General features: G+C 56.6%; 11 protein-coding genes and 1 pseudogene. 3 read left to right on the top strand and 9 right to left on the bottom strand.

What is annotated here, in order from left to right:
- Positions 1–55: 55 nt before the first annotated feature.
- Entirely contained in the window at positions 56–1,147 is a 1,092-nt protein-coding gene (gene recF / locus ACAW74_RS13795) for a DNA replication/repair protein RecF (protein WP_370698790.1), read from the bottom strand.
- Between the two features lie 253 nt (positions 1,148–1,400).
- Between recF and pdhA the strand changes: the two genes are divergently transcribed.
- Positions 1,401–2,447: a pyruvate dehydrogenase (acetyl-transferring) E1 component subunit alpha gene (gene pdhA, locus ACAW74_RS13800; RefSeq protein ID WP_370698791.1), complete on the top strand. Its 1,047-nt coding sequence runs from the start codon at positions 1,401–1,403 to the stop codon at positions 2,445–2,447.
- 93 nt (positions 2,448–2,540) lie between these two features.
- Here pdhA and eutC read toward each other — a convergent pair.
- The 6 genes and pseudogenes from eutC to ACAW74_RS13830 all read right to left on the bottom strand — a co-directional run.
- Positions 2,541–3,284, bottom strand: a pseudogene (eutC, locus tag ACAW74_RS13805) (ethanolamine ammonia-lyase subunit EutC); the annotation flags it as partial.
- Between the two features lie 83 nt (positions 3,285–3,367).
- Positions 3,368–5,839, bottom strand: coding sequence for an NHL domain-containing protein (locus ACAW74_RS13810; RefSeq protein ID WP_370698792.1), 2,472 nt, complete (start codon positions 5,837–5,839; stop codon positions 3,368–3,370).
- Positions 5,840–6,481: 642 nt separating this feature from the next.
- The gene (locus ACAW74_RS13815) at positions 6,482–8,578 is read right to left on the bottom strand and encodes a plastocyanin/azurin family copper-binding protein (protein WP_370698793.1); all 2,097 of its coding nucleotides are present in this window, start codon (positions 8,576–8,578) and stop codon (positions 6,482–6,484) included.
- 65 nt (positions 8,579–8,643) lie between these two features.
- Entirely contained in the window at positions 8,644–8,982 is a 339-nt protein-coding gene (locus ACAW74_RS13820) for a tRNA-binding protein (RefSeq protein ID WP_370698794.1), read from the bottom strand.
- A gap of 1 nt (position 8,983) precedes the next feature.
- Positions 8,984–10,546, bottom strand: a complete 1,563-nt coding sequence (locus tag ACAW74_RS13825) for a hypothetical protein (RefSeq protein ID WP_370698795.1) — start codon at positions 10,544–10,546, stop codon at positions 8,984–8,986.
- 115 nt (positions 10,547–10,661) lie between these two features.
- Positions 10,662–11,381 carry a murein L,D-transpeptidase catalytic domain family protein gene (locus tag ACAW74_RS13830; RefSeq protein WP_370698796.1) on the bottom strand — a complete coding sequence of 240 codons (720 nt, stop codon included), beginning with the start codon at positions 11,379–11,381 and terminating at the stop codon, positions 10,662–10,664.
- 175 nt (positions 11,382–11,556) lie between these two features.
- Here ACAW74_RS13830 and treY point away from each other — a divergent pair, with 175 nt between their 5' ends.
- Both treY and ACAW74_RS13840 read left to right on the top strand, forming a co-directional pair.
- The gene (gene treY, locus ACAW74_RS13835; RefSeq protein WP_370698797.1) at positions 11,557–14,385 is read left to right on the top strand and encodes a malto-oligosyltrehalose synthase; all 2,829 of its coding nucleotides are present in this window, start codon (positions 11,557–11,559) and stop codon (positions 14,383–14,385) included.
- Positions 14,386–14,548: 163 nt separating this feature from the next.
- On the top strand, positions 14,549–16,750 hold the full coding sequence (locus ACAW74_RS13840; RefSeq protein ID WP_370698798.1) for an alpha-galactosidase: 2,202 nt from the start codon (positions 14,549–14,551) through the stop codon (positions 16,748–16,750).
- A 9-nt stretch (positions 16,751–16,759) separates the two neighbouring features.
- Here ACAW74_RS13840 and ACAW74_RS13845 read toward each other — a convergent pair whose 3' ends face one another.
- Positions 16,760–17,488, bottom strand: coding sequence for an ATPase (locus tag ACAW74_RS13845; protein ID WP_370698799.1), 729 nt, complete (start codon positions 17,486–17,488; stop codon positions 16,760–16,762).
- Positions 17,481–17,714 (bottom strand): hypothetical protein, encoded by a 234-nt coding sequence (locus ACAW74_RS13850; RefSeq protein ID WP_370698800.1) that lies wholly within the window; start codon positions 17,712–17,714, stop codon positions 17,481–17,483. The genes ACAW74_RS13845 and ACAW74_RS13850 overlap by 8 nt, the downstream gene beginning before the upstream one ends.
- Between the last annotated feature and the right edge of the window lie 39 nt (positions 17,715–17,753).

The raw sequence follows: 17,753 nt of genomic DNA on the forward strand, positions 1-17,753 counted from the left end.
TTGGCTTACGCGTTCTGATCTAGCGCAGCTAACATCAAACGTTAAACCTTAAACTCTAAACGCCCTTCTCCACCCTAAAGAAGCGAACATCGGCGGGTACGTTGGCCAGGAATTGCTGGGTACGTTCGGGGCGGGCGTCGGTGATGAACAACTGGCCGAAGGTACCGTCGCTGATGCGCTCGATGAGCTTACCGATGCGGCCATCGTCGAGTTTGTCGAAAATATCGTCGAGCAACAGAATTGGGCGCGTCTGTTTGTCGGCCAGCAGCAAGTCGAACTGGGCGAGCTTGAGAGCGATCACAAACGTCTTTTGCTGCCCCTGCGACCCAAATCGCTTGAGGGCTACGCCATCGATCAGAAACTCGAAATCGTCGCGGTGAACGCCCATCGTAGTGCGCTGCATGGCTACGTCGCGGCTGCGGTTCTGCACAAACAGATCCTCGAAACCCAGCTTGTTCAGGTCGGAGTCGTACACGATATCGACGGCTTCACGGCCTTCGCTCAGGTACGTATAATGGGCCTGTACACTGGGCAGGAAATCGGCCACAAACCGCTTCCGGCGGTCGAAAATGCGCTGCCCGATGTAGAGCAGGGGCTGGTCGTAGGTGTCGAGCAGATCGTGGTCGACGGCGCGGCGTTCGGCGAAGAGTTTGAGCAGGCTGTTGCGCTGCTTCAGCACATATTGGTACTGGAGGTAATCCTGGAGGTAGTCGATGTCGAGTTGTGAGAGCACGCCGTCGACAAACTGACGGCGGTCCTCGCTGTGTTCGCGCACCAGATCGGTATCGTTGGGGGCCATCAGCACCACCGGGAAGCGGCCAATGTGCTCGCTGATTTTTTCGTAGGGCTTCTTATCGGCCAGAATCACCTTACGTTGCCCCTTTTGCAGGCTGATGGTGATTTGCGTGGGCCGGTCGTGTTTGACGAAGATGCCGTCGAGGATAAAAAAATCTTCGTCGTGCGTAACGCTCAGCGCGTCGATGGTCTGGAACGCACTTTTCGACAGGGCCAGAAAGTAGATGGCGTCGAGCAGGTTGGTCTTGCCGCTGCCATTTGGCCCCACGATCACATTCACCTGATGACTAAACGTGAAGAGAGCATCTTCGTAATTCTTAAAGTTTGTCAGGCTCAGTTTGTCGAGGTGCATGGGGTGCTGATGGGAACGCGGATGAAACGGATGGAAGGGATTGGCCCAGCTTTTTGATGTCTGGTGGATTCGTTCGTCGGCCAGAATAACTAATCTGTGCTAATCCGTTCAATCTGTTTCATCCGCGTTCCCATCTTATTTGTACTTTTGCAGGCAATTTGCCTTATAGCAGCAACAAAGATACATCGCCTTTGTTCTCCCGTTGGCGGGTGGCCGTCATAGGGCAATTACCTCTCTACTTACAGTATACACAATGGCAACTGTCAAAGACAAAGCGTCTGCTACCAAAAGTAACGGCAAGGCACCGGCCAAAACGCGGCACCCCAAAGAGCGTTACCTCTATTGGTACGAGTCGATGCAGCTTCAGCGGAAGTTTGAAGAAAAAGCAGGGCAGCTCTACGGACAGCAGAAGATTAAGGGCTTTTGCCACCTGTACATTGGGCAGGAAGCCTGTTCGTCGGGATCTTACTCGGCCCTGACTAAAGACGATAAGTGGATCACCGCCTACCGCGATCACGGTATTCCGCTCGCGTTGGGTAGCAGCCCCAACGCCGTCATGGCCGAACTGTTTGCCAAGCAAACGGGCTCATCGAAGGGCAAGGGCGGGTCGATGCACATCTTCGACAAGGAAGTGAATTTTGTGGGTGGTCACGGTATCGTGGGTGCGCAGATTCCGATGGGGGCAGGTATCGCCTTCGCCGAGAAATACAACAAAACGGGTAACCTCTGCATCTGTTTCTTCGGCGACGGCGCCGTGCGGCAGGGGGCACTCCACGAGGCGTTCAACATGGCGATGCTGTGGAAACTGCCTGTGATTTTTGTGGTTGAAAACAACGGTTACGCCATGGGTACGTCGGTAGCCCGCACCTCAAACGTGACGGAACTCTACACCATCGGCGAAAGCTACGATATGCCGTCGGAGCCGGTCGATGCGATGAGTGTGGAAGCCGTACACGAGGCCGTGAGCCGCGCTGCTGAGCGCGCCCGTGCCGGTGAGGGCCCTACCTTCCTGGAGTTCCGTACATATCGGTATCGGGGGCACTCGATGTCTGATCCGCAGAAGTACCGCAGCAAAGACGAAGTCGAGCAGTACAAGCAGCGCGACCCGATCGAAAACGTGAAGGCGACGATTCTGAAAGAAGGCTTTGCCACAGAAGAAGAAATCGCCGCGATCGACGCCAACATCAAAGCGCGAGTAGACGAATCGGTGAAGTTTGCCGAAGAGTCGCCCTACCCGCCTGCTGAAGAAGCGTTCAAAGACGTATACATGCAGGCCGATTACCCGTTCCTGATGGAATAGGCAATAGAGGTACAACGTAGAAAGTCCACTGGCCAAGGGGGGATGTTAACTAACATCCCCTTGGCCAGTGGACTTTCTACGTTGTACGGGTGCTTAGTCGCCCAACAGGCCCATCTCGTCTTTTAAATCCACGCCCGATAGTTTGCGGTTGCGCATTTCGGTGAGCAGGTAGAGCAGTTTTTGCGTGGCCAGTTCGTAGGGCATACCATCGGGACGAATGTTGGACACGCAGTTACGCGATTCGTCGGTGAGGCCAGGGCGAGGGGCGTAAGTGAGGTACGCTCCCAGGCTGTCGGGGGAGGAGAGGCCGGGACGTTCGCCTAGCAGGATCAACGTGGCGTTGGCTTTGAGCGCATAGGCAACCTCGTCGGCCACGGCCACACGCCCTTGCTGTACCAGACAGAGCGGCGTTAACGACCAGCCCAGATGCACCAAAGCTGGAACGAGTTGAGTCAGCAGGGGCACCACGTGCGTGTTGATGGCTGTAGCCGACAGCCCATCGGCCACGACGATAGCCAGATCGGGCGGGGTCGCCGGGGTTGGTAGCGTTTGCAGCCGAAGCCACGAGTCGGCATTGAGGCGGCGACCCTGATCGGGACGTTTCAGGTACGTTGGCCGGTCGGGTGCCTGACTTTGCAGCAGCAGGGGTCTGGGCAGAATGCGGTCGAGTTCGGTGAGGAGCCGGCCCGTATCCAGTGTCGAGTAGACGGCATCACGAGCGCGGGCGTGATCGAGTTGGAAATCGAGCAGGGCGTGTGTCGGCAGGCTATGCCCAACCCGGCCCCGGGCAATGCGGGCGGCGGTGTAGGCCTGAAGGAAATGCCATTCATCCATTGAAGTAGCTTGCTGAAGGTAAGGTCAATTGCTGTAGCATCAGGTTGCTTTGTCCTGTAAACTTCAAACAGCGTGCCCTGGCCTACCTACTGAAAAGCCGTTCTTACCTGTGCGGACAGCCCGTAAACGAGTTTACCATTTCCGGTCATCGTAAGACGCTTGGCCTGTCCCGTGTAGCTGGTAGGCAGTGATACAGTATGCTGCAATAGCACCAGATCGGTTATCTGTGGAATCCGTCCGCAGGACCATACTGTTGGATCGGTCCAGTTTCCCGCTTTCACTGTCGATTGCCCGGCTGTGTAAATAGTTTTGGTGGCAACTCCTACCGGCTGGCTACCACTGAAGGCCGTTACAGAATAGATTCCGGCTACGTTGACTACGATCGACTCGCTGCTAGCACCTGTAGACCAACTGTAGCTTGTTCCACCCGCTGCAACGAGAGTAGCGCTACTTCCCGAGCATATTGTTGACGATCCCAAAACCTGTATGCTCACCTCCGGATCAACCTGTCTGATGCGATTATTGTCAGTGTCGGCTATGTATAAGACGCCCGATGGGTCGCCGGCCACATCCGATGGAGCGTTCAGGGCGGCGTTGATAGCGAGGCCGCCATCACCACCTAACCCGGCGGTAGTACCGGCAACGGTATTAATAATGCCCTGAGGTGAGATCTTTCTGATACGGTGATTTGATTTGTCGGCAAAAAAGACCTCGCCTGCCTGATTGACAACCAAGCCTTGCGGTTGAAAAAGCTTAGCGTCCAAGGCAGGGCCACCATCACCACTAAAGCCACCATTGGCACTAGCAGTGCCTGCCACCGTATTGATGATCCCATCGACACCTATCTTTCGGATACGGTGTGTGTTTTCAAACCGAAAACTATACACGTGAGAAAAGTAGACAGTTCCCGCACTGTCGACGGCTACCCTGTAGGGACAGACAGAGGCCTGCGAGGCCGGCCCGCCATCACCGCCACCGCCTCTAGTGGGCCCAGGTGAGCCATTGCCCGCAATCGTGGTAATAAGCCCATTTGGCGTAACCTTACGAATTCTGAAGTTGCCTAAATCAGCGATAAATACGTTGTCATATTTATCGATTGCGATTCCTGCCGGGGCATTCAGGCTCGCATTGGTAGCCGGCCCGCCGTCACCGCTGAATCCGGCAGAATTGTTACCCGCAAACGTTGAGATGATGCCATCGGGCGTTACACGGCGTATCAGATTACCCGTGCAGATATAAATGGTCCCCCGGCTATCCAATGCCACATCATTAGGTCTGTACAGGGCGGCATTCACGGCCAGGCCGCCATCGCCGGTACCCATCGGATTCTCGACGCCATTCCCGGCGATCGTTGAGATGGTGCCGTTGGCGTTTATTTTTCGAAGCCGTTGATTTTCTGTATCAGCAATGTATTTGTTACCCTGACGATCTACTACTACCGCCGCGGGTCTGTTCAATCGGGCCGATACAGCGGGGCCGCCATCGCCGCTAAAGACCAGGGGGCCACCACCGGCAACAGAGTTGATAAGGCCGTTGCCATCTACTCGCCGGACGCGCTTGTTGTAGATGTCGGCAAAATAATAACTCCCGTTCTGGTCAAATGCGAGTCCAAAAGGCCGGTCTAATGCGGCGTTTAGTGCCGGACCACCATCACCGCTAAATCCGTTTGCGCCTGTACCCGCTACAGTAGAGATCGTACCACCCTGACTGATTTTGCGCACTTTGAGGCTATTTGCATCACTAATGTGCAGGTTACCAGCCGGATCAAACGCCAACCCGACCGGCTTATTCAACTGGGCACTCGTAGCTAGGCCGCCATCACCACCACTGCCTTCCACACCTGTCCCAGCAATCGTAGTTATAATGCCATTCAGATCGATTTTCCGAACACGGCTATTGTTGAAATCGGCCACATAGATATTGCCAAATGAGTCAATAGCCACCCCTTGTGGGTAGTTGAACGTGGCATTCAGGGCCGGACCTCCATCGCCTGAACTACCCAGCCCGCCGGTTCCGGCCACTCGGGTGATGGTGCCGTTGGGAGCTATCTTATGAATAGTACGGGCTGCTTCATCCGACACATAAATGGTGCCCAGCCCATCTACCGCCAAGCCAGAAGGAGACGAAAAAGGACCGCCTGTTACAAGCGTGGTAATGGTACCGTTGGGTGCCCGTTTCTGAATAACCCCGCTGATTAATCCGAAGAAGATATTTCCGTTTGTGTCGCTGGCTAGTGACTTGACATAGTAAGACGTTGGTATGTTTGTCGCTATGCCATTCGGATCAACTTTAAGAACGCCATTCCAGCCACTGCCGGCAATGTATAGGTTGTGGTACGAATCGACGGCAACTGCCATTACGCCCGACAAATTCAGGTCTGTAGCCGGACCGCCGTTCGCCACAGGAGTTGATCCGGCTATAGTTCGTATGGTCTGACCTGGCGATGTCGACGCAAAACCAGCAACTAATAAAATGCTGAAGACAACCCAGGCAAAGGGCAGTTTGTGTCTCCGAGGCCCTGCCTGGCGTTCTGGGATTATTGACGATGTACTGTTCATGGTGCGGTATACAATAAAGTGATAAGTCAGGTGGGTACCTACGTTGTGTGGCATTTAGATAACACGCAGGTCGGCGATTGTTAAAGCCCCCTGTGGCTCTGATGAAATGACCGAATCAAGGTGAAGGACGCAGGTGGCTAAACGGCAGATAAAAGTAAATGAAGGTAAATATAAGAGGGTGAGTGTAACCTTATAAGTGACAATGCTTTATTCTACTAAAAGTAGTTGCGGGTACTTAATGAGGTGCTACAAGGCTTTCTGTCTGATGCCAGCTTCATTGGTAATCTTGTACGTTGCCGACTAGCTGTCTGTTGACTGAATCGGGTGCTTTTGCAAGCAGAGATAACAAGCGCGGGTGATAGCTACAATTCGAAAAGCAATGACGCTAAGTAAAGAGCGGGGATGAACCTTCGTTGAGGCAAACAAACATCAAAGTCAATAATAATAGAACTTGGTTAGTAAAGAAGGACGTTTCAGGTCAGTTGGTCGGTCGGGTGCCTGACTTTGCAGCAGCAGGGGACGGGTTGAATATTGGGCGTTTACTAAGATTGGCGTAATGCCATCCCGTACCGACGAAGGAATGCCATTACGCCAATTGTTTATAAAGGCCGTAGCCTAATCGATTAAGTACCGTTGATAACGTTATTTCACAACCCGCAACGTACCCACCATGAACATCGAGTGACCGGGGAAGGTGCAGACGAACTGGTAGTCGCCCGGTTCGGTGGGGGCTGTGAAATAGATGCTCTCCGCCGATTCGGGTTGCAGGATATTCGTATGGTACAACACGTTCGGCGAGTTGGGTACGTAGTTGAGCTTCGCGCCGTTGAGGTTCAGCCTTAGAGCGGCATCGCCCACCGCCGCCGACGTACCCGGCTTCACAATCACGCAGTTGTGGAGCATGTCGTCATTGTTGTTGAAGACCCATTTGATGCGGCTACCCGCTTTCACCTCCACCTGCTCGGTATCGAATTTCAGGCCCGGTTTCGTACCGATACTGATCGTCTGATCGGGGCCGTTGGTCCAGTCGGTGGGCTGCTCGGTGGTGCGCTTGGCCGCTACGGCGGCTACCGTCTTTTTGGTTGGCGTGATGGCTGTACCAGCGACTTTGCCAGCCTTCCCCGTGGCTTTGCTGCTCTTCGTGCTGGCAGCGGGTGTGGTGCTGGCCATCATGGCCGCGTGGTCGTGGGCCATTGGCGCAGCGCTAGCCGAAGCCACCATGCGTGCCGGTACGTTAGCCCGTTCGCCGGGGGCAATGGCGTTGAGCGTGTAGTAGCCTGTGTTGTGCAGCAGCGACAAGCTACCCGTGGCCGATTTGACGCCCTCGGCTTTCACTTCGTGGATATAGCCTTCGCGCAGCGTGGTGTCGGCGACTAGCCGGGCCGAGAGGCCGTCGGCGCTCAGAATGACACCCCGGATGGGTACGGTGCGGGCATCTTCGATGGGGCTGCCGTAGGTGCTGTGATACTTGTACGTGAAGCTGTTGAGGCTGTAGCTCGCCGGATCTTCACCCGTTTTGCGATCGACGGGCATGGTGAAGGCAATCTCGAATCCATCGGGCCGCGAGCTGATCGTCTTCATCTCGAACGGCGTTTTACCCGTCCAGACGAGGCGCTGCACCCCAAACGGCGACTTGCCCGTAGCGGCCCAACCGCGGCTGGTCATACCCACGAACATGGAGCCGTCCTGCCCCCATAGCATCCGCAGAATCCCCGACTGGAAGCCCTCGCGGAACGGGAAACAGGCGCCCTGCCACTTGCCATTTACTTTTTCGAGCGTCATCCGCATGATCTTGCTGTGGCCCTGGTCGCCCACAAACACCTGCCCGGCAAAGGGCCCAAACGCGCCGTTGGTGGTGTCTTCGCGCATGTCGGAGGTCGAGATGCCCATCAGCGTATGCGGGAACCACACGGCAGGCACCTTCAGGTTCTTCACCGTTTTGGCTACCTCGTGCATGGGTTTGCCCGTGCTGGGTACGTCCTCGGGTTTGAGGCTCAGCGGCGAACCTTCTTCACCACTCCAGCGCAGGCCGGCGGGGTTACCCGCAAAGTCGCCTTTCTCGAGGTGCGTTACCCGACCCGACCCGACCCAGTCGCCCTGGTTTTCGGCGTAGAAGATGCTGCCATCGCGTAGGGCCATGAAGCCCGCCGGTGAGCGCAGGCCCGTGGCCCAGGGGGTCATTTCGCCTTTATCGTTCAGCCGCAGCATCCAGCCGCGCCATTTCGAGAGGCTACCGCCTTTCCCGATCCAGTCGACGTTAAGCGTGATCACCATATCGCCATCGGGCAGTGGCAGCGGGCCGTAGCTGTACTGGTGGTAGTTTCCCGAGAGCGGCCACTTGTAAAACGAGCGGTACTCATCGGCAATGTCGTCGCCATCGGTGTCAATCAGCCGGGTCACTTCGCCGCGTTGCGTGGCAAAGAGTTCGCCTTTGTGGGGGCCAACCGTACGGTAGAGCAAGCCGAGCGGCTCGTGGAGACCGGTGGCAAAGCGTTTGAAGGTGGGCTGGCGGCTCCCCTGCATATAGGGGTTACCAATAAACCAGACCTCACCCCGCCGGGTACTTACGGCCAGCCGCCCGTCGGGCAGTGAGGTCATGCCGCCCACTTCGAGCGCGACACCTTCGGGAACGGGCAGGGTCACGATGCGGTAGTAATCGTCTTCGCTGGCTGGTTTCTGCGCCAGCGTTACCGTGTGAATCAGTGAAAGAGCAATCAGCGAAAGCGCGAGCTTTTTCATATAGTTTTGATTGTCAAATCCTTAAACTTACAAGGTTTTTGAAACCTTATAGGGTTAAGAAGAAGTTACCCGATCCGCAGGCCGTTTTCGGCGGGATGGGTGGTTGATAATAAGGTAACAGTATTGTCGGGCGCTACACTGCCCAGCACGAGGCATTCACTCATAAACGGGCCAATCTGCTTCGGCGGAAAATTGACAACCGCCACCACCTGCTGCCCTACGAGAGTTTCGGGCTGGTAAAGCCGGGTAATCTGCGCCGAAGTTCGTTTGGTGCCGATCTCCGGGCCGAAGTCGATGGTGAGCTTGTAGGCGGGTTTGCGGGCCTGCGGAAAGACTTCCGCCGACAGGATTGTCCCGACTCGCATATCGACGCGCTCAAACTCAGACCAGGTGAGGGGCTCCATCTTAAAATTCGAGGGAATAACTAATGGTGGCGTTGCCATTTTTGAGCGCCACAGGCATCACCAGTTCCTGCTTCCCGCCACTCTGCCGAATCGACACGGGCGCTTTGGGGTCAAGGCGCACAAAATAGCTGCGGTCGTCAATGGCATACAGTCCCTTGTCTACTTCCTCAATGTTCTTGCTGGCTGCCAAGCGGCAGTAGAGCGGCGACGAAGATGCACCGTTGATCGTCAGCGTGCGGGCGAGGGCGTTGGCCGAGGCGCGGATTTGATCACGTACTGTCGTGCCAGCCAGCGTGTATTCGGCGGCGGGATTACCCTCTTTGTCGAGCACCAGCCCCGTATACTGCAATACATTGGTGCCCAGGCTATCGGGCCAGGCAGCGGTATTGCTCGCCAGCGGGGCCAGGGCCGTGCGGGGAGCGGGGCGAACCGTCGTACCGGCCGATTGGAGCAACTGCGGTTCGCCGCGTTCGTACCACATTTGCGTTACGTCGGCAAAGTTGCCTTTCCAGGCCATCAGCAGCGCCATCTGGTTCAGATCGACGCTGTAGTGCATGCCCGTCTGACTCCCTACCGACAGAGCGTGGGTCCGTTTAGACACCTCGCCGGGCATCTGCACAAACGACCGGATCAGCGTGGGGCGGGGTTCGGGTTGGGCCAGCATCGTGCTGATGGGCGTTACTTCGGGCAGCGACCCGCTCACGTGCAGCGCCTGGGGGCGCGTGTCGGGCTGGCTGATGAATAACCCTAACCCCGGAGCTGGCCACGAGCGCGCAAAGGCCACCTGTACGTCGTGGGTGCCAGCGGCGAGATTAATCGGCTGCGATACCGGATCGACCAGATCGCGGTAGGTCATCTGAATTACCGGCTTACCGTCGACCCAAACGCCAGCGACACCACCCATTTGCAGGTCGAGGATATAATCGCCGGCCGCAGGTACGTTCAGTTTGCCGTCGAAGAGGATCGTAAAGCGCCCCGACTGCCCGTACGACACGTTGTAGTTGATGCCCGCATCGGTGTCGGTCTTCATGGGTTTCTGGTTGTCGAGTTCGGCCCGGTTTTCAAAGCTACCCTTGTATAGCTTGTAGGTCACGGGACCCGCCCAGCTGGCTACGGAGCGGTCGGCGAGGGGGCGAACCACCACGTTGCGTACCGTGGCCGACCCACTGGCGACCGTTAGCTGCACGGGTTGGCCACTCGCTTTACCGGCAATCAGGTTGGCGCCTTCCTGCACCGTTACGCCGTTGATCAGCAATTTATTGAGCATGGGGGGCATGCCTTTGCGGGCTGCCTGGTAACTCAGCGATACCGTTTGCCACAGGCCGGGCAGTTTACCCACCTTACTGTTTTGGAGGGGAATTGCCTGTCCGTTCGACAGGGTGAGCATGGGGTTGGCGCCGTTCGTCGGCATCCAGTCGAATTGCAGCAGAAAATCGGCAGACTGCGTGGTCAGTACGAGCGGTTTACTGGCCTCAACAGACTGCGTTTGAGCCCATGTAGGGGTTGCCAGCAGGCACACGCAGGCCCAGAAAGCGCCAGCCGCAATAAATGATTTATTGATCATGAAAGTTAGGTACGTTCGGAAAAGCCGCATTGGCTTCCGGTTGCTATTAAATTAAAAGCAGGGAGGGGGTGAAGTTTCCTATCGAAGCTGGCATTAAATGCATGAAATTAACGTGTTACCGGCTCGCTACCGTTACGGGCTCACGTTTTCCATTGATAAACGACGACGTAGCCAGATACCGGCTGTCGGGATAATACACAAACAGCGTGGCCCCGCCTTCTACAGTCTTGATGATGGGCGTCGAGAGGGCGTCGGGCACGGCGGGGCATCCCTGGCTTCGCCCCAGCATACCCGTGTAACGGATGGTGTCTTCGCATACGTAGGCAGCACCGTGCAAGACAATGTTTCGGTCAAACACACGGTCGTTGATGCCCGGCTCCAGCCCTTTTAGTTTCAGCGACAACCCGTGTTTGCCCCAGTAACGGCCCATCGTTCGGTAAAAACCCAGACTCGACTGCATCGACGACGCTACGTTGGAAAACTGGCGGGGCCGCAACGTACCTGACCCCTGCCCGTGCGCCACGTAGGTTTGGAACAGCAGTTTCCGGTTCGCTACGTCGATCACGTACAGCCGTTTGTTGACGGAAGGCTGCGTCATATCGGCCAGCAGCAACAGCGGTTTGGGCTTGTTTACGTACTGCATGCCGGTCACGCCCAACTCATACGCCCGCCGATTCAGGCCCAGTAGTTCCAGGTCGAGATCGTCGTACAGGTGCATGCGCGGATCGGCCGAGGTCGTGCAGGTACGTGTCGGTTTCGCGGTTGTTTCAGGCTGGCGCAGCGGGGCTGTCCCACAGCAGAATAAGGCTAGAATGGGCAGTAGAAAAAGTTTCATACAACTACGGTCGGCTTTACTGGTTAAAGATAAGAATTACTACCCCACCCCCGGCCCCTCCCCTTAAAAAAGGGGAGGGGGGAGCTCCGCTGCGTTGATCCTTCGGAGAAGGCGAAGCCAAAACTCCCTTCCCCTGCTTTCAGGGGAGGGGCTGGGGGTGGGGTCACACCACGTTATGTATAATCCTGTTTCGACCTACCGCATGCAATTGCATGCCGGCTTTACCTTTGCTGACCTGCAACAGCAGCTCGACTATTTGCACCAACTGGGCGTAACCACCATCTATGCTGCGCCGACTCTCGCCGCCACGCCTGGCAGTACGCACGGCTACGATGGCATCGACCCGCAGCGGATCAATCCCGAAATCGGCACGGTGGCTCAACTTCGTGACCTGAGCCGCTGGCTCCGCGACCGGGGTATGGGTTGGGTGCAGGACATTGTGCCGAATCACCTCGCCTACCATCCCGCCAACCCCTGGGTGACGGATGTGCTGGAAAAAGGACAGCAGTCGGTCTACGCGGGCTATTTCGATATTCCCGGCACCAATGAGCTGTTTAGCGGCACGCTGATGGCGCCGTTTCTGGGTAAACCGCTCAAAGACATTATTGCCGGGGGTGAGTTGCAGGTCGCCTACCAGCATCAGCGACTGGTGCTCGCCTACTACGAAAACCATTTTCCGCTGGCACCGCACACCTATGCGCACGTGCTGACCACGCCCGTCGGTACGACGGTTGAGCCGGCCAATGTACCGGCAGCGCTCGCCCAATGGCTCGATCAGATCGACGGGTTGTACGTACCTGAGCCGACGCACCCAACCGTTTTCGAAGGCAATGTAGCCACGCAGGGGCAGCACGCGCAGCCCGAAGCTCGCCGCGCCCACTCGACGGCCGAGGAGCATACTACCGCCGCCGCAGCCTGGGACGCCGCCCGGCTGGAACTGGCCGCACTGATGGACGACAACGCCGAGGTACGTGCCTACGTCGACTATCGGTTGGCGACCATCAACCAATCGGTCGATGAACTGCACGCGCTCACCGAGGATCAGCACTACCGGCTGTGCGATGGCGACGAAACACGGCGGCGCATCAACTTCCGGCGGTTTTTCACGGTCAACGGCCTATTATGTCTGGCGGTGGAACGCCCCGAAGTGTTCGAGCATGTCCACTCACTTATTCAGGAACTGGTCGACGACGGCACCTTTCAGGGCCTGCGCGTCGATCACGTCGATGGCCTGTTCGACCCCGCCGGTTACCTCGACAACCTGCGCCGGGCGATGGGCGACGATCCGTATATCGTGGTCGAAAAGATTCTGGAACCGGGCGAAAACCTGCCTAACTGGCCCATTCAGGGGAGCAGTGGGTACGACTACCTGGCGCTGGTGAACAACGTACTGACCGACGCAACGAGTGAGGCGGCGTTTACCAAGTTTTACCAGCAACTGGTGGGCAACGCCACGTCGGTACACGATCAGATGCTCAGCCGGAAAGCCTATATTCTGTATCATGATATGGGTGGCGAACTGGCCAACCTGTACAAGCTCTTCTACAACCAGCAGTTGGTATCAACCGAGCGCATGGCGACGATCAACGACACGATGTTTTTGCTGACGCTGGCCGAATTGCTGGTGCAATGCCCCGTGTATCGGTTCTATGGCAACCAGTTTCCGCTGTCGGCCGACGAAGCCGGGGCCGTGCGTCAATTGCTGACTGCTGTGCGCGAGCGGACCGTCGAGTTTGGTGCGTCGGTCGATTTGCTGGACGAAATCTGGCTGCAAAAACCGCTCGAAGGCGATGCGGAGTACAACGCCCGCGCCCTGCGGTTCTACCAGCGGTGCATGCAATTCACGGGGCCGCTGATGGCGAAAGGCGTGGAGGATACACTGCTCTACACTTATTTCCGATTCATCGGTCATAACGAAGTGGGCGATTCGGCGGAGGCGTTTGGTATGGATGTCGACGCCTTTCACCGAGCCATGCAGGACCGGCAGGCGCAATGGCCGCTGGCGATGAACGGCACCTCGACCCACGATACCAAACGGGGCGAAGACGTACGCGCCCGCCTCAATGTGCTGACGGCGCTAGGCGACGAATGGCCTCAAACGGCCCAACGCTGGCTCGACCAGACCGCCGCGAACCGACCCGCCAACCAACCTGACCCCAACGATGCGTATTTCATCCTGCAAACGCTGGTGGGTGCTTATCCGTATGAGGAAGGCTCAACCGCCTGGGACGACGAAGACGACTTCCCGCGTCGGCTGCACGATTACGTCACGAAGTCGTTTCAGGAGGCCAAGCGGCACACAAGTTGGGTCAAGCCCAACCGCGGTTATATGGACGCCTGCTATGCCTACATCGATAGCCTGCTCGACAAAAATGGTGCGTTCTGGCCCGAATTTGCCCGGTTCTTCGACCGCATTGCCGATTTCGGGATTGTCAATTCACTGGCGCAGGTGCTGCTGAAATTCACGACGCCCGGTATGCCCGACGTCTATCAGGGCTGCGAACTGTTCGATATGAGTCTCGTAGATCCCGACAACCGGCGGGCGGTCAACTATGAACAACGTACCCAGATGCTGAACGCGCTTCAGGGCGAGGGAGCGCCTCAGCCCGATGCCCTCTGGGAAAGCCGCCGTACAGGGCAGATCAAACTCTGGCTGACGCACAAGCTACTGACCGAACGCCGCGAAAATCCGGATTTTTGGGCCTCGGCTGGGTACGTTCCCCTCACCGTGGAGGGTACGTATCGCGAGTATGTACTGGCGTTCGCCCGCCAAACCGACACGGCTGGGTACGTTGTCGTCGTGCCACTGCACCTGGCCCGCCTGGCCAACCAAACCGGCACGGCTGATCCACTTGCGCTCGACTGGCAGGATACGCGAGTAACGCTTCCCGACAACAGCAAATGGACGGATGCGTTAAGCAGTAAACCCGTCAGCAGCCCGTCGATACAACTAACCGACCTGTTCGCGGGTAGCTTACCGCTGGCCCTGTTGAAACAGGGGTAATGGTTGAGTAGTACGATTGATCCCGAAGGGTATAAAAAGGCAGGCTACAACAGGGCGTGATAGCCTGCCTTTTTATACCCTTCGCTGCATGTAGGCAATGCCCGCTTAGTACGAGTAGTCTGGCGTTGGCAGGATGCTTTTTGGGGCAACCTCATTCACGCCTATGCCCCGACGTTACCCTTACTGGCTATTAGCCGGCCTGCTGTTTCTTGGTTTTGGAAAAACCGTTTACGGCCAACCCGTTGGTCAGTTGCCATTATGGCCGGGCGAGAAGCCCGTCGAAGGCGATTGGCTGGTGAAGTCGATACGTGCATCGGCGCAGGTCTACCGCTCTGCCGACGGCAACGACCTGTACCTCAGCAACGGGCTGCTACTGCGCCGGTTTCGGATCGCGCCCAACGTGGCTACGGTGTCGCTAAAACATCTGGGAACGGGCGAACAGTTTGTGCGCTCGGTACGCCCCGAGGCCCGACTGACCATTAACGGCCAATCGTACGCTGTGGGTGGGCTGTATGGACAATCGCTGCACGCTTACCTGCGTGAAGACTGGATTCCGACGCTGACCGCCAACGCCGCCGATTTCCAGCTTCAGCAGGTACAGGTTACTGAGCTAAAACCTTACCTGAACTGGAAACCCCGTTTCTGGGCGTTGAACCCGAATCAGCCCACCGGCAAAACGCTGTCGTTTACTTATACGCATGCTAACCTGCCGGGTGTAAGCGTGACGGTGCATTACGGTCTGTATGACGGCCTGCCCCTGGTGGCCAAGTGGTTGACAATCGAGAATCGGGGCAACACGACGCTGACGCTCGATGGTGTGGTCAACGAAATACTGGCCGTGCCGGAAGAAGAATCGGCGGTGGTGGGCCGACCCGATCAGATGAAGACGCCCGCCCGATTATATGTTGAGAGCAACTACGCGTTCAACAACGCCATGAAGGCAAACCTGTCGGATCAGACAACGCACTGGAAAACCGACAGCCTGTACCGCTCGCAGGTCAATTATGAGTATCAGACGCCCTGCCTGCTGGAAGTGCACCCGCCCATCGGGCCGGGCGTGTCGCTGTCTCCGGGCGAGACCTACACCTCCATACGTACCCACGAACTACTGCTCGACTCATACGACCGCGAACGCAATGGATTGGCGCAACGGCGTATGTACCGCACCATTGTCCCGTGGGCCACTGAGAATCCCATTTTCATGCACCTCATCAGCACCAACCCGGCGCAGGTACGTGCTATGGTCGATCAGTGCGCCGCCACCGGTTACGAGATGATCATCCTGAGCTTTGGCAGCGGGCTCAACATGGAAGATACGTCGGCCGTCAATATTCAGAAGTTCAAAAAGCTGGTCGATTACGCCCATAGTAAGGGCATCCGGCTGGGTGGGTACTCGCTCTTCAGCAGCCGCCGGATCAGCGATGCCGACGACGTTATCGATCCGAAAACCGGCCTACCCGACAAAGGGGCGCAGTTTGGGGCCGCAGCCTGTCTGGGTAGCCCGTGGGGCATTGCCTACCTGCAAAAGCTGAAAACGTTTATCACGGAAACCGGCTTCGATGTGCTCGAACACGACGGTCCCTACCCCGGCGATGTGTGCGCGTCGACCAGCCACCCCGGCCATAAAGGCCTCGCCGATAGCCAATGGCAGCAGCTAGACATGCAGAAGAGCTTTTACCGCTGGCTCAACGAACGCGGCGTATATATCAACGCGCCCGACTGGTATTTTCTGGATGGCACGCATAAAATCGCGATGGGCTACCGGGAGGTTAATTTCTCGCTGCCCCGCGCCGAGCAGATCGTTCACGGGCGGCAGCATATTTTCGATGGAACCTGGGAAAAGACGCCCTCGATGGGCTGGATGTTTGTCCCCTTGACCCAATATCAGGGCGGTGGCAGTGCGGCAACTATCGAACCGCTGTCGGAACACCTCGCCGACTACAAGGCGCTGATGTTACAGAACTATGGTACGGGCGCGCAGGCCTGCTACCGGGGGCCACGCCTGTACGATACCGACGCGACCAAAACGGCCGTCAGGCAGGTCATCGACTGGTATAAAACGTACCGCGCCATCCTCAACTCCGACCTGATTCACCTGCGCCGCCCCGACGGTCGCGACTGGGACGGGATGTTGCACGTGAACCCACGGTTGCCACAAAAAGGGCTGGCTGTGCTGTTTAATCCGTTGAAAGAGCCCATTCGCCGCACTATTCGGTTGCCCCTTTATTACGCCGGCCTGATCGACTCCGCCCGGATTCGCGTTGGCGAGGGCAAGCCCCAACTCTATCGCCTTAACCGTCAACGCGAAGCGACCCTCACCGTCGACATCGCCCCCGAAAGCATGCTATGGCTGGTTGTCGAGTAGGGCTGATAGCTACGAAAGTTTATCCAACACAGCCTTCACAAACCAACCTGGTGTAGAGTCTGTCTGTAGTTGTATTGAGGTGCCCTCCGTAACCTCGGCTACCCAAACCCTTGATGAGCCGGAGTTATCAAATATGTACGCCCTGTTTGTTAGGCGAATGGCATCAAGGAGCAGATTCAGCGATCGATGATACCGTTCAATTACTTTGTCAGTAGGAACTGGATGCCCGCCTGTACGCACTCGATGCTGAATACGGGCAACGTTGATTAGAGGGTCTTCTGTTGCGACGTAATACAGGTACGTGCGAAACCCTTCCTGCTGCGCCTTTTGTAGCGTTTGCAGTTTGTCGGCCGACGACATCACCGTCTCAAATGTGAAGGAGTGCCCAGTCTGAATAAGTTTTTGGCGCAGGAAGTCGGTTAGTATAGCACTGGTATACGAATTAAATCGCTCAGCGACGAAATAGATCCGCCCAGCAGCCTCATCTACACCTACGACGCTACTTTGCTGCTGTCCAGCTTTTCTGGTCAGTGGATGCGCGTCGAAAAAGCTGACAATTTCCTGCTCTTCTACCGATAAGCTTACACCAGCCAGATCATAAAAGCCATCCTGCCTCACCAGCCGTTCAATCTCATCTGGATTCAGGTACGTTCCTAAAAAAGAGGCCGGAATGTCTGTTTTTACAGTACTCTTTCCCGATCCGTTAGGACCAGCAAACATGCGCAGACGCCTAGTCATGTCTCGGGATAATAAACTGCCGCTGCACGATATGTTGAGGTTTTTCGATTGTTTTTAAAACCTTCCGGGTGCCATCAGGGCTCACCTCAACTATTAGTCCGTCTTCGGCCACTACAGCATGATCGCCCGAAGCCAGCGTCTGCCAAAATGCCCTTCGGGTAGCCAATTCAGCTAGTTCAGGAATTTGTTGTTCCAAAAAGTCTAGTTCATCGTCTGATAGTATCATGGCTGTAGAAAATTACTGTTGATTGTAACAAGTTAAGCA

It is taken from the genome of Fibrella musci, assembly GCF_041321105.1.
GTDB lineage: Bacteria > Bacteroidota > Bacteroidia > Cytophagales > Spirosomataceae > Fibrella > Fibrella musci.

Coding starts and splice junctions, on each gene's coding strand:
- ACAW74_RS13850 (WP_370698800.1), bottom strand. CDS start 17,714: ATGATACTATCAGACGATGAACTAGACTTTTTGGAACAACAAATTCCT.
- ACAW74_RS13845 (WP_370698799.1), bottom strand. CDS start 17,488: ATGACTAGGCGTCTGCGCATGTTTGCTGGTCCTAACGGATCGGGAAAG.
- ACAW74_RS13825 (WP_370698795.1), bottom strand. CDS start 10,546: ATGATCAATAAATCATTTATTGCGGCTGGCGCTTTCTGGGCCTGCGTG.
- ACAW74_RS13830 (WP_370698796.1), bottom strand. CDS start 11,381: ATGAAACTTTTTCTACTGCCCATTCTAGCCTTATTCTGCTGTGGGACA.
- pdhA (WP_370698791.1), top strand. CDS start 1,401: ATGGCAACTGTCAAAGACAAAGCGTCTGCTACCAAAAGTAACGGCAAG.
- recF (WP_370698790.1), bottom strand. CDS start 1,147: ATGCACCTCGACAAACTGAGCCTGACAAACTTTAAGAATTACGAAGAT.
- ACAW74_RS13840 (WP_370698798.1), top strand. CDS start 14,549: ATGCCCCGACGTTACCCTTACTGGCTATTAGCCGGCCTGCTGTTTCTT.
- ACAW74_RS13820 (WP_370698794.1), bottom strand. CDS start 8,982: ATGGAGCCCCTCACCTGGTCTGAGTTTGAGCGCGTCGATATGCGAGTC.
- ACAW74_RS13810 (WP_370698792.1), bottom strand. CDS start 5,839: ATGAACAGTACATCGTCAATAATCCCAGAACGCCAGGCAGGGCCTCGG.
- treY (WP_370698797.1), top strand. CDS start 11,557: ATGTATAATCCTGTTTCGACCTACCGCATGCAATTGCATGCCGGCTTT.
- ACAW74_RS13815 (WP_370698793.1), bottom strand. CDS start 8,578: ATGAAAAAGCTCGCGCTTTCGCTGATTGCTCTTTCACTGATTCACACG.